This is a genomic window from Salinivibrio sp. ES.052 (assembly GCF_900141775.1).
GTDB lineage: Bacteria > Pseudomonadota > Gammaproteobacteria > Enterobacterales > Vibrionaceae > Salinivibrio.
The window spans coordinates 1058913-1074786 of record NZ_FSRI01000001.1 but is presented as its reverse complement, the minus strand read 5'-3'; the positions used below and the strand labels follow the sequence as shown (position 1 = coordinate 1074786).

Annotated in this window: 15 protein-coding genes; 8 read left to right on the top strand and 7 right to left on the bottom strand. The window is 48.0% G+C overall.

Annotated elements, in window-relative coordinates; translation table 11 throughout:
* Nucleotides 1–81: 81 nt before the first annotated feature.
* The 5 genes from BUQ98_RS04925 to BUQ98_RS04910 all read right to left on the bottom strand — a co-directional run bounded on the left by BUQ98_RS04925 (nucleotide 82) and on the right by BUQ98_RS04910 (nucleotide 5327).
* Nucleotides 82–1347 (bottom strand): ABC transporter substrate-binding protein, encoded by a 1266-nt coding sequence (locus BUQ98_RS04925; RefSeq protein WP_083605201.1) that lies wholly within the window; start codon nucleotides 1345–1347, stop codon nucleotides 82–84.
* Nucleotides 1347–2795, bottom strand: coding sequence for an ATP-binding protein (locus BUQ98_RS04920; RefSeq protein WP_074212762.1), 1449 nt, complete (start codon nucleotides 2793–2795; stop codon nucleotides 1347–1349). The genes BUQ98_RS04925 and BUQ98_RS04920 overlap by 1 nt, the downstream gene beginning before the upstream one ends.
* Nucleotides 2785–3504 carry a response regulator gene (locus BUQ98_RS04915; RefSeq protein ID WP_074212761.1) on the bottom strand — a complete coding sequence of 240 codons (720 nt, stop codon included), beginning with the start codon at nucleotides 3502–3504 and terminating at the stop codon, nucleotides 2785–2787. Before BUQ98_RS04915 ends, BUQ98_RS04920 begins: the two co-directional genes overlap by 11 nt.
* A 237-nt stretch (nucleotides 3505–3741) precedes the next feature.
* The gene (locus tag BUQ98_RS16900; RefSeq protein ID WP_139294638.1) at nucleotides 3742–3843 is read right to left on the bottom strand and encodes a MetS family NSS transporter small subunit; all 102 of its coding nucleotides are present in this window, start codon (nucleotides 3841–3843) and stop codon (nucleotides 3742–3744) included.
* Entirely contained in the window at nucleotides 3840–5327 is a 1488-nt protein-coding gene (locus tag BUQ98_RS04910; protein WP_074212760.1) for a sodium-dependent transporter, read from the bottom strand. The genes BUQ98_RS16900 and BUQ98_RS04910 overlap by 4 nt, the downstream gene beginning before the upstream one ends.
* 812 nt (nucleotides 5328–6139) lie before the next feature.
* Here BUQ98_RS04910 and BUQ98_RS04905 point away from each other — a divergent pair.
* The 5 genes from BUQ98_RS04905 (at nucleotide 6140) to emrD (ending at nucleotide 10700) form a co-directional block, all read left to right on the top strand.
* Nucleotides 6140–7414, top strand: coding sequence for a patatin-like phospholipase family protein (locus tag BUQ98_RS04905; RefSeq protein ID WP_254813877.1), 1275 nt, complete (start codon nucleotides 6140–6142; stop codon nucleotides 7412–7414).
* 4 nt (nucleotides 7415–7418) lie between these two features.
* The gene (locus BUQ98_RS04900; RefSeq protein WP_074212758.1) at nucleotides 7419–7976 is read left to right on the top strand and encodes a sugar O-acetyltransferase; all 558 of its coding nucleotides are present in this window, start codon (nucleotides 7419–7421) and stop codon (nucleotides 7974–7976) included.
* A gap of 146 nt (nucleotides 7977–8122) precedes the next feature.
* On the top strand, nucleotides 8123–8728 hold the full coding sequence (gene ribA / locus BUQ98_RS04895; RefSeq protein WP_074212757.1) for a GTP cyclohydrolase II: 606 nt from the start codon (nucleotides 8123–8125) through the stop codon (nucleotides 8726–8728).
* A gap of 106 nt (nucleotides 8729–8834) precedes the next feature.
* Nucleotides 8835–9296, top strand: coding sequence for a methyltransferase family protein (locus BUQ98_RS04890; protein WP_074212756.1), 462 nt, complete (start codon nucleotides 8835–8837; stop codon nucleotides 9294–9296).
* A gap of 192 nt (nucleotides 9297–9488) precedes the next feature.
* Entirely contained in the window at nucleotides 9489–10700 is a 1212-nt protein-coding gene (emrD, locus tag BUQ98_RS04885) for a multidrug efflux MFS transporter EmrD (RefSeq protein WP_074212755.1), read from the top strand.
* A gap of 65 nt (nucleotides 10701–10765) precedes the next feature.
* Here emrD and BUQ98_RS04880 read toward each other — a convergent pair whose 3' ends face one another.
* Complete coding sequence (locus BUQ98_RS04880) at nucleotides 10766–11104, bottom strand: HI1450 family dsDNA-mimic protein (RefSeq protein ID WP_074212754.1); 339 nt, start codon at nucleotides 11102–11104, stop codon at nucleotides 10766–10768.
* Between the two features lie 177 nt (nucleotides 11105–11281).
* Here BUQ98_RS04880 and BUQ98_RS04875 point away from each other — a divergent pair, with 177 nt between their 5' ends.
* The 3 genes from BUQ98_RS04875 to BUQ98_RS04865 all read left to right on the top strand — a co-directional run bounded on the left by BUQ98_RS04875 (nucleotide 11282) and on the right by BUQ98_RS04865 (nucleotide 14606).
* Complete coding sequence (locus BUQ98_RS04875) at nucleotides 11282–12124, top strand: hypothetical protein (protein WP_083605200.1); 843 nt, start codon at nucleotides 11282–11284, stop codon at nucleotides 12122–12124.
* A 346-nt stretch (nucleotides 12125–12470) separates the two neighbouring features.
* Nucleotides 12471–13841: a YjiH family protein gene (locus BUQ98_RS04870; protein ID WP_254813876.1), complete on the top strand. Its 1371-nt coding sequence runs from the start codon at nucleotides 12471–12473 to the stop codon at nucleotides 13839–13841.
* Nucleotides 13842–13973: 132 nt separating this feature from the next.
* Nucleotides 13974–14606: an esterase/lipase family protein gene (locus BUQ98_RS04865; protein ID WP_074212752.1), complete on the top strand. Its 633-nt coding sequence runs from the start codon at nucleotides 13974–13976 to the stop codon at nucleotides 14604–14606.
* Here BUQ98_RS04865 and BUQ98_RS04860 read toward each other — a convergent pair.
* Nucleotides 14566–15843: a DASH family cryptochrome gene (locus BUQ98_RS04860; protein ID WP_074212751.1), complete on the bottom strand. Its 1278-nt coding sequence runs from the start codon at nucleotides 15841–15843 to the stop codon at nucleotides 14566–14568. The two genes, BUQ98_RS04865 and BUQ98_RS04860, sit on opposite strands and share 41 nt — an antisense overlap.
* Nucleotides 15844–15874 lie beyond the last annotated feature (31 nt).

The following is a 15874-nucleotide window of genomic DNA, read 5'->3' as shown; positions in this document are numbered from 1 at the left end:
ATCCCCGCCACGAAGAAGAGGCAGATCACTGACAGGATAGATTGCCTCTTCTTCGTGGTGATAATTTGTGCGTAGTGATAATCAGGCTTGCGCGGATAAAATAGCGCGATACAGTGCCTCGGTGGCTTCACGCGGTGTTTGCTCTGGCTTGTAGAAAAACTCATTAATCACATCGAACACCGCGCTTTGTACATAACGTGTAGTGGAAAGACCGTGCGACATGCTGGGACTTAAGGTGTCGTTCTCTTGCGCATAAATAAACGCGTCACGTGATTGCTGTGCACAACGATCCCCCTTGGGGAGCGGCACATCAAACCGGATAGGCAACGAGCCTTTGTAACGGTTAAAGTCACGCTGGAACTGTGGAGTAAGTAGATACGACGCCATATCTGTTTGGCTTTGTCGCTCGCTTTGGCTATTGGGCTTGAAAAATACAAAGCTGTCGACATTGTAACTAAAGGCTTTTTTCGTTCCCGGGAAAGCGACACAGGTAAAGGCTTTGCCTTCTTGCTGATCAGCAGCGAAAAACTCCCCTTTGGCCCAATCACCCATCACTTGCATACCCGCTTGGTTATCAATGAGTAGGCGAGTGGTATCACTCCAGTTACGCCCTTGGCCTGTATCATCGACGTATTGGCGCATCTTTGCTAATAGGGTAAAAGCTTTAACCACATCGTCACTGAGCAGGGCTTTTCGATCAAAGTCTAAAAAGGCACGTTGATAATCTTGCGGCCCTAACACTGATAGCGCCAGACTGTCGAAAAGCGTTGCCACTTGCCATGGCTCACCACCCAGCGCGATCGGGATAAACCCTGCTTGTTGCAGCTTGTCGGCGGCAGAAAAAAAGCTATCAAAGTCTGTAGGGATGTCGGCATTAGCCGCTTCAAACGCGCGTAAGTTGACCCATAACCAGTTCACCCGGTGAATATTAATGGGCGCGGCTACATAGTTGCCTTGGTATTGCATAACATCACGCAGTGGGGCGGGGATTTTTTCTTCCCAGTGTTCTGCTTCAGCAATCTCATTGAGGTTGCGTAAAAAGCCTAAACGCGCCCATTCGGTGATCTCTGGCCCTTTGATTTGAGCGGCAAGGGGCGGGTTGCCACTAATGGCACGGATCCTCAGAGTGTTCATCGCGCTGATCCCGGCGCGGCCACCGACCGCGAAGTCTTGCCATTGGTGGCCTTGTTGCTCGATGCCTTCACGCAAGACAGAAGCGGCTTTGGCTTCGCCCGCCGATGTCCACCAGTGCAAGACTTCAACATCACTCGCGGACACTGCAAGGCTGTAAGTTGCAAGCACGCCGCCGATGATCCATTGAGAGACACGTTTATTTAAGGATGCCATTATTCTTCTACCCGCGGAAAACTGATATCGACTTGTAAGCCGCCTTCACTACGATTGCTGAGCACCATGTCCCCGCCATGCGCGTGGATGATATCACGCGCAATCCCAAGGCCTAGACCTGAGCCTTCGTTGTCATCATGTAAGCGCACATAAGGGTCAAACACCGAGTCTAGCTCTTCTTCAGGGATGCCAGGGCCTTCGTCAATCAAAGTGATATCCAATGTGTGTTTCGCATCCATCACATAAATGGTCACCTTGTCGCCGTACTTGACGCCATTATCAATTAAATTGGATAAACAGCGTTTGAACGCGAGTGGCTTACAGGTAAAGGGTGGCACGGCATCACTCTCAATGCCGACACGGATACGGTTTTGGTTATGGGGCTCGACAATCATCGCCAAGAAATCAATCACGTCAATGGCTGCCATGTTTTCGTGAATATCGGTATCACGGACGGTCTGGACGGCCCCTTTTACCATCATCTCAAGATCGTCCAAATCTTTATTGAGTTTTGATGTTTGTATCTCGTCATCAATCAGTTCGGCACGTAGACGCAAACGGGTGATGGGTGTTTTTAAATCATGCGACATGGAGCGGAACAAGGTTTCGCGCTCACGCAAGTGGCGTTGCAACCGGCGCTGCATCCGATTAAACGCACGGGTGACAATCGCAATTTCAGCCGCTCCTTCTTCTTTTAGCGGGGGCTGCTCAATATCGGTACTGAATAAATTAGCGGCCTTGGCTAATCGCTTCAAGGGTCTGGCTTGTTGGCGAATCAAGGTATAAGTAAAAAATAGCAATAGTGCGGTGATCACCACGATAAATACGACCTGATCCGCGGTAATCAGAGTGTCGTCTAGGGTCACATAGGGGGCGGGGAGTAGTGCAGCGATATACACCCACTCATCTGTTTGTAGCTCCATCTGAACCACCAAAATCGGTGGGTTTAATGGCTCTAAGCTCAAGGTGTGGTGCGCCCAGGATTTGGGTAAGTCTTGCAGCAGAATATCATTATTGAGCACTCGCAAGGTTTCAGGGCGAGAAAAGTCGACATCAATGGTATTGAGCGAAGGAAGCTGCTCGTGAAGGATGCGTGATACCGTGCTCGTCGCTACCTTTTTTGCCTGCGTGTCTTCAATGGACGTGATTTGGATTTTTTCTTTGTTGAAAGAGACAAAAAACCGTGTCCCGCCCATGTTACGTAATTGGTTAAGCGCAACATGGCGATAAGCAACGGGCAAGGATTGAAAGAAGGTGGTGGTTGACGCAAACATGTTGGCCAAGCTTGCGGATGCCGATTCTAGCCCGGCAAGCTGGGTACGCTTAGATTGGGTATACCAAATCGAGGTGGCGATACCTTGCGCTAAGACCACTGACAACAAAGTGAGCAGTAAGGTGCGTGATAGCAACGAGCGAGGGATCAGTTTTTCCAGCCATTCATGATTCATATTGGATCTCGGAAACAAACATGTAGCCAGCCCCACGAACCGTCTTGATTAAATTGGCTTTACCCGTATCACGCAAACGCTGGCGTAGGCGGCTAACTTGGACATCAATGCCACGCTCTTGTGCCTGCGCGTCACGACCGCGTGTCGCTTGGCTAATCGCATTGCGATCGAGCAGCTGATGTGGGTGGTCGATAAAGAGAATGAGGAGCGCGTAATCTGATGCAGACAGTTCGATTTCCATCCCTGTTACCACATGGTGTAGCTGCTGTGTGGCTGGCTCAAGACGCCACTGACCAAAGCGAATGGCTTTGGGGCGTGACAGAGTGGTTTCCTGTAATTGTTGGGTGCGACGTAACAGTGCGCGAATCCGAGCGATCAGTTGGCGTGGGCTAAAGGGTTTGGCTATATAATCATCAGCGCCAAGTTCAAGGCCAACAATTTGGTCGGTCTCATCTGACACCGCAGTAAGCATAATGATGGGCACGCTTGAGTCTTTACGAATCCGTTTGCATAAGGTAAACCCATCGTCACCAGGCAACATGACGTCTAAAAGGATTAAATCGGGATATTGGACGGCCAGCTTGGATTGCATTTCATGGCCATTTTGCGCGGTTACCACATCATAACCGGCTTTCGCGAGATAAGCTTGGAGAAGCTCACGAATTTCAACATCGTCATCGACTACTAAAATGCGTTTGGCTGAAGCCATATCGCCATTATCCTCGTTGCTACTTTCAATGCCCTCATTATCGGTGCTTTGTCACTGAGATGCCACAAACAAAGCCGCACTTTGTGTAATTAATCAGCAACTTGTTAGTCGAGGGTGGAGGTGTGATGGTAGAGCAGACATTCTGTTTGAGATGAGTCTGGAAAGGTAGATAAAGTAAAAAGTAAAGCCCTCGTCGTGAGGGCTTTATGATGAATTGATATCAGTATGTCATGTGTCTTATTCGTTATTGCTCTGCATCGCTTTACGGATGCACAGGGCTGCTCCGCCCCAAGTGACGGCAAAACCGATAAGCATCATAATAATTGCGCCTGTTGTCATGAGTCTGTCTCCATATCACGAGCGGGAGGAGTGGTGCTATTTACAATGATGCCAACGACGAGCATCGCGGCAACCAAGCCCCAGCCAAGTGTTAATAACTCGAATTGAGCGTAACCACCATAACCTTCATTAATGGTATCAATCAGGTTTTTGGTCACAATGACAGCTAGCATTATTGGGCTGATAAAGCGGATACAAACTTCCATCCACTGGCCGACACTGAACTCAGAGACGCGATTAACGTATTGACGGATATCAGACAATTTCACCAGCCAGCCCACAATGATCAGCTCAAGTAAGCAACTCGCCAGTAGTGCCACGTTGTTGACAAAGTAGTCAACCAAATCAAGCAGCAGCAAGCCACCGTTGGTCGCAAAGGCCATTGACACAACAAAGCCAACACCACACACCGCCGTTGCGGCTTTTTGACGGGTGACGTTGAGCTTATCCATAATCGATGAAGTGACGGCCTCAATGATAGAAATATGCGAGCTCAAGCCAGCCACTACCAATGCGAGGAAAAACAGTGGACCAAGGATATAAGGGATGGGCAGCAAGTTAATTGCCGCTGGTAGAGTGACAAACGCTAAGCCGACCCCTCCACTGACGACATCGGTGATCCCTTTACTTTGTTCTGCCGCCATATAGCCAAGAATGGAGAAGATCAGCACACCGGCCACAATCGAGAAGCCACAGTTAATCAACACCGTCATTAAGGCGTTGTTGTTCACGTCTGATTTTTCTGGCAAGTAGCTTGAGTAAGCGAGCATGATGGCAAAGCCGACTGAGAGCGTGAAGAAGATCTGCCCGTAAGCGGCTGACCAGACACTGGCATCGGTTAGCTTGCTAAAGTCAGGTGAGAATAGATAGTTCAAGCCATCCAGTGCACCCGGCAACATCACCACACGGCCAATGAGCAATAGCACCATGACAAACAATAAGGGCATCATTATTTTGCTGGCTTTCTCGATACCGCCTTTAACGCCACGGAAAACCGCTGCATAGGTGATGGCCCAAGCAATGATCATTGGAATGGCAATATGCCACTGCCAGTCACCTAAGCTGGTGGGCGAGTTTTCACCCAGTTTTAGGTAATCGGAGAAGAAGAAGGCATTCGTATCTGTGCCCCAATCTTGCCCAAACGAAAAACCAAAGTACGAAATGGCCCACCCAATAACCGCCACATAGTAAATCCCGATAGTGGCAGCGATTAAGACCTGGAACCATCCAAGCCATTCAAATTTGGTGTTTAGCTTTGAAAATACCACGGGCGATGATCCCCGTAGCTTCTTCCCTAAACCAAACTCCATAATCATAAATGGAATACCGGCTGTGAGCATGGCGAAAAGGTATGGGATAAAAAAGGCACCGCCACCGTTCTCATAGGCCATATAAGGGAATCGCCAAATATTCCCTAGGCCGACTGCTGACCCCACGGCAGCTAGGATAAACCCAGCGCGTGAGCCCCATTGTTCTCTTTTCATATCTACTTACTCCTTAGCGAATCGCCTTTCTTTACGCCCATCCAAATTGGCAGTGTTGTGAAGCTGCGTTTTTTGGCCGATATGAAAGAAATAGCACATTCCCGCAATAATGATTTTTAACTTCCTGTTGTCCGAATGTTGAATTTTTTATCTAAAGCGGACAATCATTGCACATTAAGCACAGCATAAGACTAAATCAATAGCCTTAAAACCAACAAGTTAGTCAAAAAGTGGGGGTTTACCTAGTGCCTAGGTTACGATCTAGATATAAATCTTGCTTTGTTAACTAAGTGTAGTGATAAAAACTGTCTTTTTTATCAAGAATTGGTGATTAATGGTTATTTTTTTTCGGTCGTTAACTGATGAAAAAAACAACGGAAAGACGTAATGAGGCCGTGCCACAGCGCCGGAAAACATGATCTCGGCAGCAGATTTTGAGGTAATAAAGACGCACACTAAATGTGGCTTATACTTGTTAAAATAGCGTTATCCCCTAGGAGAGAATAATGAACACTGCCCTTACTTACGCATTGGTCACCGCAGCCTGTGCCTTAGGTATTATCTTTACTTTTGCCGCCGTCGCGGTGATGGCATAAAGACCCGTCATCGCCACAGCAATGAAATAGCCACAGCAATGACATAGCCACAGCACGGTGAGCGCTAGCACAGTCTCACACGACGCGTTAGACTGTGACGCTTAGGCCTAAGAAACAGTCAATAAAAACATACGCATAACGTTATGTACTCTTTGTTGTGTGCTTGATAAAAGCAACATATGTTCGTAAAGCGATATGTGATAGTAAGGGATGGAAGTGGTAGACAGTAATCAAACCGTGCAACCTAGCGCTTTGACGGACAACGCGCTCGCCGCTGGCGTACAGAGTGGCGCGTACTCGCGACCGCAGCGCCTTTCACTAGTACTACAAGGAGGCGGGCAGCGAGGCATCTTTACAGCGGGCGTGCTAGATGCTTTCTTAACCCACCACTTTGATCCCTTTGAGCTTTACTTTGGCACCTCTGCGGGGGCGCTCAATATGAGTGCGTATGTTTGCCAACAATATCAATATGGCTACCGCTTTATTACTCAGCTCACGACCCAAGAACGCTTTTTTCATTTAATGAAATACGTGCGTCGCCAGCATCATATGGACCTAGATTGGGCGTTGGATAAGGCGCTTCCTGGTAAAGACACCGCATTAGATATGGAGGTAGCGCGTCGCCATCTTCAACATCGGTACGCATATGCCTGTGCAACCGATGTTGATACCTTACAACCTGCCTTTTTCTCTCTTGTGGAAGATAACTGGCCCGATGCGCTTAAGGCAACCTGTGCCATCCCACTTTTGTATCCTGATCCAGTCAATATCAATGACCATCGATATGTGGATGGTGGAGTGACTGCTGCGATCCCTGCTAAAGAAGCATTTGCGCGAGGCGCTGACATTATTGTCGTTATCCGCACCGAACCTACCGTTGAGCAAAGTAAACGGGGCGATGATAGTGGTCGATTTCTCGAGACCTTACGCACTCGGTTTGAAAATAAAAAACCACAATTTAAGCTTTCTGATTACTTATCGAATTTTGAGTCAAAGTACCGACTGGCGCGATTTGAAACCTTCCAAAAAGAGCTTAGTAAGCAACTCGGGGAGTTATCTGATCGATACAAATCGAGTCGAGAACAGTGGGTGAACAGAGTACGCGACAACATGAGAGAAAAAGCGATACAAAATGGTGGCCGATGGTTATTTGGTGGTGACACTATTTATCGACTGCAATCGCTATCAGGGAAGCCACTCAATACCGATATGTTGAGAATGTTCACCACACACTACCAAAGTTATCAAAGTGAACTGCAGTTTTTGGCAACCCCGCCAGCTCGTACGCAAATACTGCAAATTGCGCCCAGTGCGCCATTGCAAAGTAGCGCGCTGTTGAGCAAACCTGAAGCATTAGAAGCGGATTACCAACTTGGTCTGGCATTAGGTAACCAGTTTTTGCGCCAATATGGGGAGTCATTGGTTGCCATCTCTTCCGTCGGTAACCCAGAATTTTCATCGACCTCGGTACATGTGCCGGATCAAGGATAAGGTGATGACTGAATTTGAGAAGATGCAGCGTGGACTGCCGTATTGCCCTGCGGATGACGAACTTACCTTGTTTCGGTACGCCGCGCGCCGGCTGTGTCAGCAATTTAATCGTTTGGATCCCGAAGATGCTACCAGCCTCAATGTGGTCACGACCAAATTGTTTGCTCATATTGGAGATAATGTGGAAATAGACGCCCCGTTTTTTTGCCACTACGGAATGAATATTCAGATGGGTAGTAATGTTAGCGTGGGTCCAAATTGCACCATTCTTGATGGCGCTCATGTCAGCATTGGCGACAATGTCAGTATCGGCCCGAATATAGGGATCTATACGACGCGTCATCGCGTACTACCGCTTGATATCGCGCGTGGAGAATGTGAGTCCTCCCAAGATGTAATTATTGGTAATAACGTGATTATCGAAGGCAATACCGTGATAAAAGCCGGGGTTGCGATTGGAGAGGGGGTCGTCATTGAAGCGGGCTCTGTAGTTGATACCGATATTGAGCCGTTCTCTATTGTCGCGGGTAACCCCGCTGCGGTGGTTCGTCGGTTACAGTAACTCACCCATACAGCGCCATATTTATTTGTGTTATAACGTAACAATCTGAATTGTTATATTATAACAATTTCTAATTGGCATCCGAGTATGGGTGTAGTAATGTTAGTGCCCTGAATCGGGTATCAGTAGTAAGAGATAAACGCATAATGGTTAAAGTTAGGGCCCGCGTGCCGTTGAAAGTAGGTGTGGGAAGTGAGATCCCCGCTGAGATCCTTTCCTTCCATGGTTTACAATCCGAGCAAGAGCACGTTGCACTGATCTTTAAGCAGGCAGATCAAACGGCTAATCCACCGTTAGTGCGAATGCATTCTGAGTGTTTAACTGGCGATGTCTTTCACTCTTCGCGCTGTGATTGTGGCGAACAACTTGAAGAAACCATCCAAAAAATGGGTGAGGATGGTGGCATTATCTTGTACTTGCGCCAAGAAGGGCGAGGAATTGGTCTTTACAATAAACTCGATGCTTATAAGTTGCAAAGTGAGGGAATGACTACCTATGAGGCGAATAACCATCTTGGCTTTGCTGATGACCTTCGTGACTTTACCGAAGCGGCACAAATGCTTAAAGCTTTGAAAATAAAATGTATTCGCTTAGTGACCAATAACCCGAAAAAAATAGAAGAGCTACAATCCGCGGGTATCACCCTCAAAGAAGTGATTGGCACCAAGGCACATCTTAAAGACGGAAACCGTAATTATTTGAAGGCAAAAATAGAGCACGGTAAACACCGTCTCAATATTGAGCAGGATTAAGCATTCGTCGCGAAAAATCGATCAATTAACCCGCTAGGCAGTGACAGCCACTGCCAATTTTCGATACATTACTGCCATTATATAAGTCATCACTCAAGGACGAGTCATGCGCGTACAAACATGGCGTTACCTCTTTCCTCCATTACCCCCCGTTGCGATGATTATTGTCATCGCAATAGGTTTATCACTTAGTCACTTTTTTCCGTTTTCGGTGGTGCTAGGGACGCCGATTTGGGCTGTCTTGACACTGGCGTTGGCCTTGAGCTTATTGATTGCAGCTAAATGGGCGTTCCATCGTCATCATACGACCGTTGATCCGCTACAAGCTCCCTCAGCGCTGGTCACGACGGGGATCTATCGTTATACCCGCAACCCCATGTATCTTGCTATGGTGCTTATCATCGCTGCAGCCGGGCTCTATTTTAATGCGTTGTGGTGCTGGGGGATGATTCCGGCATTCATGGCTTATCTTTCCGCTACTTTTATTCCTGCTGAAGAAGCTCGATTATTACGTCAATGGCCTGAGGCATTTGAGGCCTACAAAGCTCGTGTCCGTTGCTGGATTTAGGATTAGATAAACTAATCTTTAATATAATAAAGAATCGGGGTTGCACAGGCAAACTCCGATTGCTTGCTCTCTCATCAACGCCTATTATCCCCCTATCTCAAATGAAGTGACCTAGTCAGTTAAACCCTTATTCTGAACTTCGGTTATCTTTCCAACGTTCATTTTCGCATAATAATTTTTAGGAGTGTCGGTATGTCCTCGGCAATGCCTATGGGCAAGCTATTGCTATTGATCGTCATGTTGGCTGCGGTTGGGCAAATGACGCAAACCATGTATGTGCCTTCTATTGGCGTCATGGCGGAGGATTTCGCGGTGTCGCCATCACAGCTTCAAGCGGTCATGGCTTGCTACTTAATCCCTTATGGGTTGTCACAATTCATTTATGGACCTATGTCTGATCGGATTGGCCGCAAGCCGGTTATTTTGGTGGGATTGGCACTATTCCTCGTAGGGACGGGCATTACCTTATTGGCCAATACCTTCAATGGTTTTTTGATGGGTAGTGTGGTGCAAGGTGCCGGTATTGGTTGTGGTGGCGCGATGGCACGCACGCTGACACGCGATTGTTTCTCGGGTGCCAAACTGCATCGTGCCAATAGTCTTGTCAGTATGGGGCTGATTTTTTCACCCTTGGTTGCGCCGTTATTAGGTGGCTTCCTCACCGAGGCATTGAACTGGCGAGCCAGCTACTTCTTTTTGCTGCTACTGGCCGTTGCGGTGTATGCCGTCATGGCATTGCGGTTTACTGAAACGCTGCCAGCCGAATCGCGTCAACCTGGTCATTTTGTTGCGCGTTATCGCCATGTTATGGGGTCGCGTAAGTTTAGAGGTTACTTACTTTGTTTGATCACCGTCTTTTCAGGGGTCTCGTTGTTCGAGGCTGCCGCTGGGGTCATTATGTCTGATGCACTGGCGTTACCTCCGAGTACCATTAGTCTGTTGTTCGTGGTCCCTCTTCCGGCCTACTTGGTTGGCTCTGGCCTCTCGAGTCGACTCGCGGAGGGAATGGGCTATTACGCGACGTTGGCGCTAGGCAGTTTGCTAGCATTGGTGGGAGCTGGTGCCATCATGTTGCCGGGCTTAATAGGCGAGGTATCGCTTTATGCGCTGATTGGTGGTGGGTGCGTGTATTTTTCTGGGGCGGGGATCCTTTTCCCTGCCGCGAGCACCGGCGCGATTAGTCCATTTCCGCATCACGCAGGGACGGCAGGCGCGATTTTGGGCGGAACACAAAACTTACTCGCCGGCGTTGTCACTCTGGTGGCTAGTTATTTAGGCGTGGCGAGTCAATTGTCCTTAGGCGTAATCATGTTGATATTGGGGACGCTTGCAAGCATTGGATTAGTGATCAGTTATCGCGCAGATACGCATGGTGATGATCCAGCATCGATTACTGTGCATTAACGCGTAGAGGATATTGATAGAGAAACGGCAGCGATAAAGGCCGCCGTTTATTTTTATAAGCTGTCTTAATGCAATTGGGTAGGGCTACGTTTCCACAGCATGTGACAGAATTTGTTCTCTGGATCGCGACTGATCAACATACGCACAAACACAGGATCGAGGACCTCATCACCAGCGAGTCCGATTTGAACCTCTGCACATTGGGATAAATCCACATCTGCTCCCACATGCTCTGGCCAATCTCTGTTCACTTCAAGCACTATAGCGCCGCCTTCGTCTTCAAAGCGTGCCTCAAAAAGCATCAAATCATCGTATTCTAAGTTATCAGGCGCCATTTCGGCAAAAATCTCGAACGCGGTCTCTAGGACGGTTTCTAAGCTAAGCAGGTTTTGTTGCGTCATCATTGATTCTCATTGCGTATGCCTCAGTGAACTATACCATGCACAGCGAGGCATCTCAGCCTTAGACTTTGGCCTTGCTCCGAATAATCGATCACGAGGGCAAACTGTTACGGGCATGGTGATAATGATAGCAACTGACTAAAATAGAAGCAGACCCGATGTGAGAGCGTTGATTTGTTTATGCAGATGACCAACAATAGCGCGCGAACTCAAACTTGTGTAAAAGTCGTGACTCAGTTGCCATCCAGAAATGCTTTTTTGCCCGAACCTGATCGGTATGCGCCATTACAATCTGACTTTATCCCCGTGATGATCAAAGCGGTGAAACAGCTGCGCCGCTTACTTGGCAACCGACTTCACAGTGTGTATATCAGTGGTGATCTCGTTTGGCGGCGAGCGGTTGTCAAAGAGAGTGTGCTATCGCTCACTGTGGTTTGCCAACAAGCCTTAACCCTTGACCAGTCAAATGCCTTGAACACTTTACTCTGGCGGCTAAAAACCAGCCACCACAAGATAATTAATGATTGCCATATCGACATAGTGACAACGTCACATGTTAGGGATCTCTCCCAGGTCTTTCACTGGGGCTTTTTTTTCAAACACCGAGCCATTTGTCTATATGGACAAGACTTGTCCGTGAGTTTTGGTTTGTTCGAAGCCAGTTGGGAAGTGGCAAAAGCCATGAATCCCGATTTATCGGGCAAGTTAGCGAGAGCTAAGCAAAAAGTCACTGCTGCCAGCACGTGGAATACTCAGCTCAACACTGCACAATGGATTGCGGATACATTGATTCGCGGCGCATTCGGTTTGGTGATGCATAAAGAAGGGCGGTGGAGTGAATCATTAGAGGAATGTGCAGAGGCGTTTATCAAGCATTATCCTGCCCAAAAAACCACAGTTGAACGACTTTTTATACTGTTAGAGCGCAAGCCTGTAAAAAAACGTGCTGTTATGACCCTCCTCAATGACTTTGGTGATTGGTTGATCAAAGAATATGCACGTATTGACTTTAAAATTGGTTAATCGGTATTCCCCACGACAGTGAGTGAGACCTGTTTATTTTTTTGAGCTTATTCTGTGAGCTGACCCACCTCATTCCCTACAAGTGAGTAACAGAATCTGATCTTGGTCAATAAAATGGTGTAACAAACTTTTCACAAAAGATGGTTTGTTGAACTATGAAACAAGTGGAAGGCATGGTTAATCTACTTTTATGATGTATTTATTCAGTATTTATGACTAAATAATTATTTACATTACGAGTATGATTCGATAATCTGCGTGCCAATTAGTCACAGTAAGTGAATAATTAATCGACAAAGTGGTTAATTATCGCTGTGAGTTAAATAAAAATTCAGGATTCAGACGTATGCAAAAAACTGACACTCTCTCCAAGAAGTCACCTTCGACGAGAAATATTCTGATGTTCGCGATTCCATCACTGTTGGGATTGTTACTCTTCATGACGCCGATTAGCTTTGGTGATAGTGTGACCATCCCTATCGCAGTGATGGCCAGCAGCGTCTTGGACTTGTTAGGTAATAGTGCAACCGCGGTCGTCACTGCCTTAGTGGTACTGAGTGCCGTTGTTTCAGTGTTGGTTACCCTGACCAAACCTGCCGTTATCACCCGTCATGGCTTCCTTAATGGCCTATTTAATATCTCTCCTATTTGGCTAGTCACACGCGTCTTTGGTGCTGTTTTCGTGGCAATGGCATTTTACGGCATCGGCTCTCCTGTGATCATGGGTGAGACCACGGGCGCATTTGTACTCAATGAACTATTACCAACGTTATTGTCCGTCTTCATTTTTGCGGGTTTACTCTTGCCGCTTCTTACTAGTTTTGGTCTGCTCGAGTTACTGGGGGCAATTTTAACCAAAGTTATGCGTCCGTTATTCGGTTTGCCGGGTCGTTCAGCGGTAGATTGCGCCGCTTCTTGGTTAGGGGATGGCAGTGTCGGTATTTTGATGACCAGCAAACAATATGAGCAAGGTTTCTACACCCAGCGCGAAGCGGCCGTGGTCGGTACCACTTTCTCGGCGGTATCGATCAGCTTTAGTTTGGTCGTGATAGCACAAGTTGACTTGATGCACATGTTTACCTGGTTCTATCTCACAGTATGTTTGGCGGGTATTGCCGCCGCGATCGTCGTGCCACGTCTACCGCCATTGTGTTGGAAAAAAGATGCACTAATTGATAACTCTGTGCGTGAAAGCAACGATGAAGCGTTACCTGAGGGGCACACAACCCTGAGTTATGGGTTGCACTGCGCGCTTAGTCGAGTGGAAAAGATCCGTTCGGTGAACAGTGTATTAAAAGAAGGTGTCCAAAACGCAATCGACATGGTGCTTGGTGTGCTACCGGTGGTGATGGCAATCGGGACAGCTGCTCTGATGGTGGCAGAATACACCGATGTATTTAGTATCTTAGGTACGCCGTTTGTACCATTACTGGAATTGTTGCATATTCCAGATGCGGTAAAAGCGTCTGAGACCATGGTGATTGGCTTTGCGGATATGTTCATTCCCGCCATTCTCGCAGCAGAAATCGACAGTGAAATGACGCGCTTTGTGATTGCTACCGTGTCGGTCACTCAGCTGATTTACATCTCAGAAGTGGGTGCTTTGCTACTCGGCAGTAAAATCCCAGTAAAATTATGGGAGCTGTTCGTGATTTTTATTTTGCGTACCCTCGTGACACTCCCTGTTATCGCCGGGATTGCCCATTTGATTTTCTAAGCGACACGCAGCATCAAGAGCAATGAGATCCCATCGCGCCTCACTGTTTAGTGGGGCGTTTTTATGTACTCGCTCTGGGCACGATGCCGCAGAGGTTGATATGCTAGCAAAATACGATCGTTAGGAGGCGGGATGAAAATTGTCACACTTCATGGCTTATATATGCACGGCGTGTTTTTTATCCCGCTGTGTGAGCGCCTAGAAAAGCATGGTCATCAAGTACTTAATGTCTCCTACAACACACTGAACCCAGATTTAGACGAGATTAACGCCAAAATAGACGCCTTTATTAACCAAGAGCCTACAATTTTGATTGGCCATTCAATGGGAGGCCTTATCATTCGTCGTTATTTAGAGGGCAAAGCCGCTAGCGCACAACCGACTGACAATGTAAAAGCGGTAATCACCTTAGGCACGCCGCATCAGGGGGCAAAACTCGCGCAACTCTTTGGTGACTTAGGCTGGGGAGGCTGGTTATTCCAACGTAGTGAAGGCCTGTTGATCCCTGACAAGGTCATCCCCTGGAAGGGCCTGCCGCCTTTGCATAGCGTCGCTGGCGATTGTCCTTTTGGTCCCGCCGCTATGTTGCTAAAAAACGAGGTCTGTGATGGCACCGTGTTAGTCGATGAAACCAAAATCGAAGGCATGACCAGCCACGATGTGTATCCGGTGACACACATCGCGTTGCTGTTTTCACGTCGAGTGAGCGATAAAGTGATTGCGCTTATTGATGGTTACCAACCGAGGGCGCCAAAAGCCACTTAGCAACAAATGCCCCATCGGGATCGTATTGCACTGCTTGCTTGTCGAGATTAAACCGGCGACTGCCGCGCGGGTCGGCACCCACACCTGCCAAATATTGCCAATTGCCGTAATTAGCGGCGACATCAAAATCAATCAGTTGCTGCTCAAAGTACGCCGCACCATAACGCCAATCTACACCGAGATCATGAATTAAGCAGCTAGCGACCAATTGGCGGCTGCGATTAGAGAGCCATCCAGTGTGTTTAAGCTGACGCATCGCCGCATTGACAATCGGAAAGTCGGTACTGCCTTCTCGCCATGCCATAAACGCCTCTGCATAAAACGTGGTTAACGGGCGTTTGTTGGCAATGCCTTTAAAATGGAAAAAGCGCGCGCCATAGTGATACAGCATCCATTGGAAGTATTCGCGCCATAACAGCTCGAAATACAGCCAATAGGTGGACTCATTCTTCTCGACGTTACGTTCATACCGATCAAGCTCTGCGGCGACCCAGCGCACGGATAAGCAGCCATTGGCCAGCCACGCCGATAAACGCGAGGAAAAATCCCAACCATCAAGGCCATTACGGGTTTCTTTATAGCGTTGAATACGGTGCGTGTCCCACAAGTAATGGTTAAGCTGGGCCCGGCCGGCAATCTCGCCACCTTGGTAAGGTGCGATACGGCGATCAGACACTGGGGCTGGTTCGGTTTTTATCCCCGCGATAGGAGAGGGGAGCGACTCAGGAATGGGGAGTGGTAAGCGTGGTTTAATAGCTTTTGTTTCTACCGCTTTGCGAAATTGGGTAAATGTAGGTGGAATATCAGGTAAATCAAACGGCAACTGATGCTGGGTAAATAAGGTGTGGGCATCCGAGACGACTACCCGCTGCGGAAATCGGCTGACCAAGGTATCTACCTGATGGCGCTCTCGTGTGCCGGGATGATCGGTCACGCCAATAAGATCAAAATCATGATCCATGCACAGATCGGCCACCACTTCAAGCGGGTTACCCGTACGGAGGATCAGCGTTTGCCCCATCGCATCTAAAGCGCGGTGCAGCTCCGTTAAGCTTTGCCACAAAAACGCTTCACGCGGGCCGCCAAGATGTTTACTTTGAAAATGATCTGCGCGATACCAGTTCGGGTCAATCACAAACACACAGGTCAGTTCATCACAGCTTGAAGCCAGATTGGCGAGCGCAGGGTTATCATGTATTCGAAGGTCGTGGCGAAACCACATTAATCCACGTTGCATACAAATCTCCTTTTTCTCACCAATACGCAGC